This is a genomic window from Parasphingorhabdus sp. (assembly GCF_041748495.1).
Taxonomy (GTDB): Bacteria; Pseudomonadota; Alphaproteobacteria; order Sphingomonadales; family Sphingomonadaceae; genus Parasphingorhabdus.
Genome location: NZ_JBGTDD010000071.1, coordinates 1 through 4,928, shown reverse-complemented (window position 1 = coordinate 4,928; position 4,928 = coordinate 1). Strand labels below are relative to the sequence as shown.

The window sequence follows — 4,928 nt, the reverse complement described above, 5'->3', positions numbered from 1 at the left end:
GTCATCACGATCCGGCCATATTGCCGCTCGCGCATATGATCCCAGACCGCCTTGGTGCAATTGGCGCTGCCGGTCAGATGGACATCCATGACAAACTGGAAATCTTCCATCGTCATTTTGTGAAAACTCTTGTCGCGCAGCACGCCGGCGTTGTTCACCAAAATGTCGACATGACCCCATTTGGCAATCGCATCGGCTACCATTTTTTCAACCGCTGGCATATCGGTCACGCTGCAACCCGCCGCCATGGCTTCGCCGCCTTCGGCTTCGATCTCGGCCACCACCTGCTCGGCTACCGTGGCGGAGCCGCCGGTGCCATCGCGCGCGCCGCCAAAATCATTGACCACAACCTTCACCCCGCGCCGCGCCAGTTCCTTGGCATGTTCGCGGCCCAGTCCAGCGCCGGCTCCGGTGACGATAGCGACGCGATCGTTAAATTCTACTGTGCTCATAAGGCGTTCCTCTTTAATTGAATGATTAACCGAAGCGATGCGCAATCAGGCCCTACGAGTCAAGCAGCAAGGCCGCTATTTTGCAGCCGTTTTGACCCTGGCCCTGCCTGCCGTAGCGGCAGAGGATGCGACGCGCTTCTTCGGTTTTTTCGGTTGCTTGGCCTTCTTTGTCTTGGCCGCTTGTGCCGCCGCCGTCCTTTCCTTGCTTGCCGCTGCCATCAGGTCCGAAAAGCTTCGCGAAATGCAGGTGGCGTAAAATTCCGGATCCGGCATGATATTGCGATCTGCCAGAAAAGTCAGGATGACATTGCCATTATAGCTGGTCACGACATGGAACAGGCCCTGCCCTTCGGCCAGAATTCCCATGCCAAAGCTTTTGACCAGCTTGGCACCGGCGAAATACATCGGCACCATCGGTCCAGGGACATTGGTCACAATCGTGTTCACCGCCGGATTGAGCCGCTCGACCAGCCCGGCGCGAACCATCATCTTGGTTCCGGCTGCGGTCAGTCCCGCCGGCATCGCGCCCGACAATTCCATCAGCGTCTTCGCTCCCAGTGCCTGGGTCATCGCCTTGGATCGCCGCGTTTCCGCCATGATGAATTTCAGCCTATCCCCGGCATCGGCGAGATGGGTGCCGACGCCAACCTGCATCATCGTCACCTGATTGCCGGCAGAATCCTTGTCATCATCGGACCGAACCGATACCGGCGCACCGATTTTCATCGTCTTTTCGGGAAGATCATCTTTCGCGTTCAGATAGCCGCGCATCGCTCCGCTGACCACCGCGATCATCACATCATTCACTGTGGCGCCGGGAAAGGACTCGCGGATTTTCTTGATATCGCCCAGCGCAAATTCACGCCCGTCGAACACCCTGTGCGGACTCAGCTTCTTGTTAAAGCGGGTCTTCGGAATACTGCCCTTCGCATCGTCGCGCTGACGGAACTCGCGCTGCACGTCCAGCAGCCGCTTCGGCAGCGGAATCAGTTTTTGCAGATTTTGCAGCCCGCGCACCGGATTGGCGATATTGTTGAACTGCGCCTTGGCCAGCAAGGCAATCGGATTGGGATCCTTTTCCGGCTCGAACTGCATGTCAAACACGCGCGGCTTCATCCCGGCATCCAGATCATGCAGCGCCAGTGTCATCTGCAGACCGGACTGACCATCGATCGCGGCATGATGCATCTTGTGCAACATGGCGAAGCTGCCCTTGGGCACGCCCTCGACATTGTCGAGTCCTTCGATCACCGTATATTCCCAGAGCGGCTTGCCCATATCCATCGGCCGGGCATAGATGCGCGCCGCCTGAATGCACAATTGCCGCCAGTCGCCCGGCTTAGGCAAGGCGATATGACGGACGTGAAATTCGAGATCGAAATTCGCGTCATCGACCCAATAGGGATGATCGAGGTCGAGCGGCACCCGCACCAGTTTCTGCCGGAAAATCCGCGCGCCGTCGAGGCGCCCCTCGATATAGCGCAATATGTCCTTGAAACCGACCATCCCGCCGGGCGCGGTCGAGGGGTCATAGATCAGCAACTGCCCGATATGCATCGGCGTGTTCGGCGTTTCCGTATAGGCGAACATCGCATCCAGTGCGCTCAGCTGTTTCATCGCAATTTCCTCAAACCTCTCCAACAGGAGGCAGCATAATGCAAATCTGACCGATATGCGACTCCGTTAAGTTTCGGCTTTGCCGTTTGCAGGAGGACCGCGGCCATGGTGCGGGAATCATTCTGACAGATTTTGCAACAGCTGGAATTCAAGCCATCAAAGGCCGTGCCAGTCCTTGACCAGATATTGCGGCGGCACGGCGCGGCCCCAGTAAAAACCCTGACCATGATCCGCGCCCAGCAGTCGTGCCTTGTCCAGGTGGAAGGGCGTTTCAATCCCCTCGACCACCGTCTTGGCGCCGCGCATATGGCAGAAATCGATAATCGAACTCAAGACCGTTATCGGTACCCGATCATTGCAAAAGGCCCAGAAAATTTCCTTGTCCAACTTCAGTTCGGCAAAGGGGATCTCCGCAATCCGGTCGAGATTGCTGCGGCCGGTGCCATAATCGTCGATTGACACGTCCAGCCCATAGCGGCTCAGCATCTGGCAGATTTCAGCAACAACCTTGATATTGGCGACCCGGTTTTCCTCGGTAATTTCCATGATCACCGAACCGCGCAAGTCGCGGACCTTGTGCAACCGGGCAAAAAGCGCATCGACAAATTCAGACTGGGTCAGCAATATCGCGCTGCAGTTGAAGGACACCGGCACATTCTTGCGCAAATTGTGCAAAGCGTCGGCCAGCTTCATCACCTGATCGATGACATTCATGGTTGCCTTTATCTCGAGCGATATTTCCGTTGCGGCGGAAAAAATCGTCGCCGGGCTTATGGCGCGCCTGGTTTTCAGCCGAGACAAGGCTTCGTAACCCACGACACTACCATCGGTCAGCGCATGTTTGGACTGAAATTCCACGACCAGATTGTCCAGCAATCCGTCGCTGGCAATCAACGCCCTGATATATTCCGCATCCAGATCGATCTTCTGGCTGTCTTGGGCATAGCGATCGATCAGCTCTGCAAGCATTTTCGGCTCGAACGGCTTGGGGATGGTGGCAACGATTTGCGACTTGGCGGCGCTGATCGATGCGGTGCGCCCGTCATGCAGTTTAGAGTCCGCTCCGGTCATCAAAACCAGCGGCAATTGGCGCTCAGCCCGGTCAAACCTGCACAACAGGCCGCCATTGCCTGCGGCCAGCAGCTTTTTGTCGGCAACAATGACATCGGGCGCAAATACGGTCGCGCCGTTCTCGTCTCCGGGGGAATATACACAGGCGACGGATATTGCGCGCTGCTCCAGGTCGTCCTGCAAAAAGCGCGTGAAGGCGCTCTCGTCGTCAATGACGAGGACTCGTTGATTAGCCATGATTAGGGCTTTCGGTTAGTGCAGATCCGCCGATGGATCTTGCGGTGTTTACGCCCCTGACTTTTCGAGTTCGTCCTGCCTGGCCCGATCCTCGGTACGATATTGGGAAAGATAGCTGATGCGCAAACCGGGCAATCCGGCCTTGTCGATCAATTCTTGCCACGATAGAAATTCTTCCAGCGAAAGATCATAGCGCTCGCACGCTTCTTCCAGAGTCAACATGCCGCCATTAACAGCAGCAACCACTTCGGCTTTGCGCCGGATCACCCATCTGGTCATATTGTTCTTCGGCAAGTCATTGAGGCTCAGGGCCTCACCGAAAGGACCGATCACTCGTTCCGGTTTCCGCTGCCGAACAATTTCCATTTCACCTCCAAGATATGGCAGTTACCCGCCAGCGCATCGGACACAGAATAACGCAACTTCATTCTCCGTCACCACCTATGCAGAATCTGAGCGATAATTATTAAGCTATCATTTCTATTTATAGTTAATAGAGCACGGATAGAGATTATTTCTCTAATAAATAAGTAAAATTATCAATTAATATTTAAATACTCGAAAATGCTTATTATATAAGCAATTTATATTATAAGATTATTTCAATATACATCCAGTAATTCATCCTGATTTTTGACAAAAGAAACCCCGGTGTAAGGGCACCGGGGTTTTTGAAAGTTTGACTTGGCCAAAGTGCGGCCGCTTTTTGGGGGTTTGCGGCTCTTGGAATGCGGGCTTTAGTTGCTGATCACCATCGCGGTTTCGACTGGCTTGCCCGATTTCGCCGCCGCCATGATCGTCACGCTGGCCCGCTGCGCCGAGGCATTTGCTTCCGCCATGCAGGTGCCATGATCCTGCGCATCGATCAGGTTTTTCGCATCATAGCTTCCGCAAACCTTGCGGACCGCACCTTTCAGTCGGCCCTGCAGGGTTGACTGACCATCTTCGCTGTTCAGATCGAGGTCGGCATATTGAACGGTAGCTGTCCGCACGGTCCGGTTCTGGGCATTGGCACTTGCAGATAATCCGGTCGCGGTGACGGCGATGGCCGCTGCTGCACAAAGCGTCTTGCTAAAAATATTATTTGTCATTTTCTCACTCCTCAAATTTATGCGGGGCAATGCCGGAAAGTTGGGGGACCAGCGCTACCCACCAGGGGCGAGACGGGAGCGGGATATCCTTGGGGCCGGGGAAGGGCTGTCTGGAGAGACCAGGGGTACGCTCCCGCCTCGCATTTCTAGGTAGCGGAACCGGGTCGTTCGAGCATTCGGTGTTCGATAAACCGCCATAGGGATCGGCCAACGCCGACCCGCTTCGACGAACGACAATCGCCCGTCGACAAAGCTATCAATATGTAACTTTTGTTACGATTCAGATAGTTACAGATGACACAATATCATGCTGTATTAGGGCACTGAACCACTGACCGGCTGACGCCGGTAGGTTCATGGCTTGGGGCTGAAGCCAGTTTTGTTTGGCTTGGTATGCTTGTCGAGATAATTGAGGATCACGTCGTCGGTAATATTGCCTGAGGTGGTGGAGAAATAGCCT

The 4,928-nt window shown here is 55.0% G+C and carries 5 protein-coding genes; all 5 read right to left on the bottom strand.

Translation table 11 applies throughout. From position 1 onward, the window contains the following. Nucleotides 1-452 (bottom strand): SDR family NAD(P)-dependent oxidoreductase (locus ACEW8J_RS05920; protein ID WP_373490722.1); only part of this gene is annotated, 452 nt, incomplete at its 3' end. Between the two features lie 75 nt (nucleotides 453-527). After that, the gene (locus ACEW8J_RS05915; RefSeq protein ID WP_373490721.1) at nucleotides 528-2,069 is read right to left on the bottom strand and encodes a wax ester/triacylglycerol synthase family O-acyltransferase; all 1,542 of its coding nucleotides are present in this window, start codon (nucleotides 2,067-2,069) and stop codon (nucleotides 528-530) included. Between the two features lie 156 nt (nucleotides 2,070-2,225). Next, on the bottom strand, nucleotides 2,226-3,377 hold the full coding sequence (locus ACEW8J_RS05910) for an EAL domain-containing protein (protein WP_373490720.1): 1,152 nt from the start codon (nucleotides 3,375-3,377) through the stop codon (nucleotides 2,226-2,228). 48 nt (nucleotides 3,378-3,425) lie between these two features. After that, nucleotides 3,426-3,743 (bottom strand): DUF1153 domain-containing protein, encoded by a 318-nt coding sequence (locus tag ACEW8J_RS05905; protein ID WP_373490719.1) that lies wholly within the window; start codon nucleotides 3,741-3,743, stop codon nucleotides 3,426-3,428. A 371-nt stretch (nucleotides 3,744-4,114) separates the two neighbouring features. Further along, nucleotides 4,115-4,468 carry a UrcA family protein gene (locus ACEW8J_RS05900; RefSeq protein WP_373490718.1) on the bottom strand — a complete coding sequence of 118 codons (354 nt, stop codon included), beginning with the start codon at nucleotides 4,466-4,468 and terminating at the stop codon, nucleotides 4,115-4,117. Nucleotides 4,469-4,928: the final 460 nt, after the last annotated feature.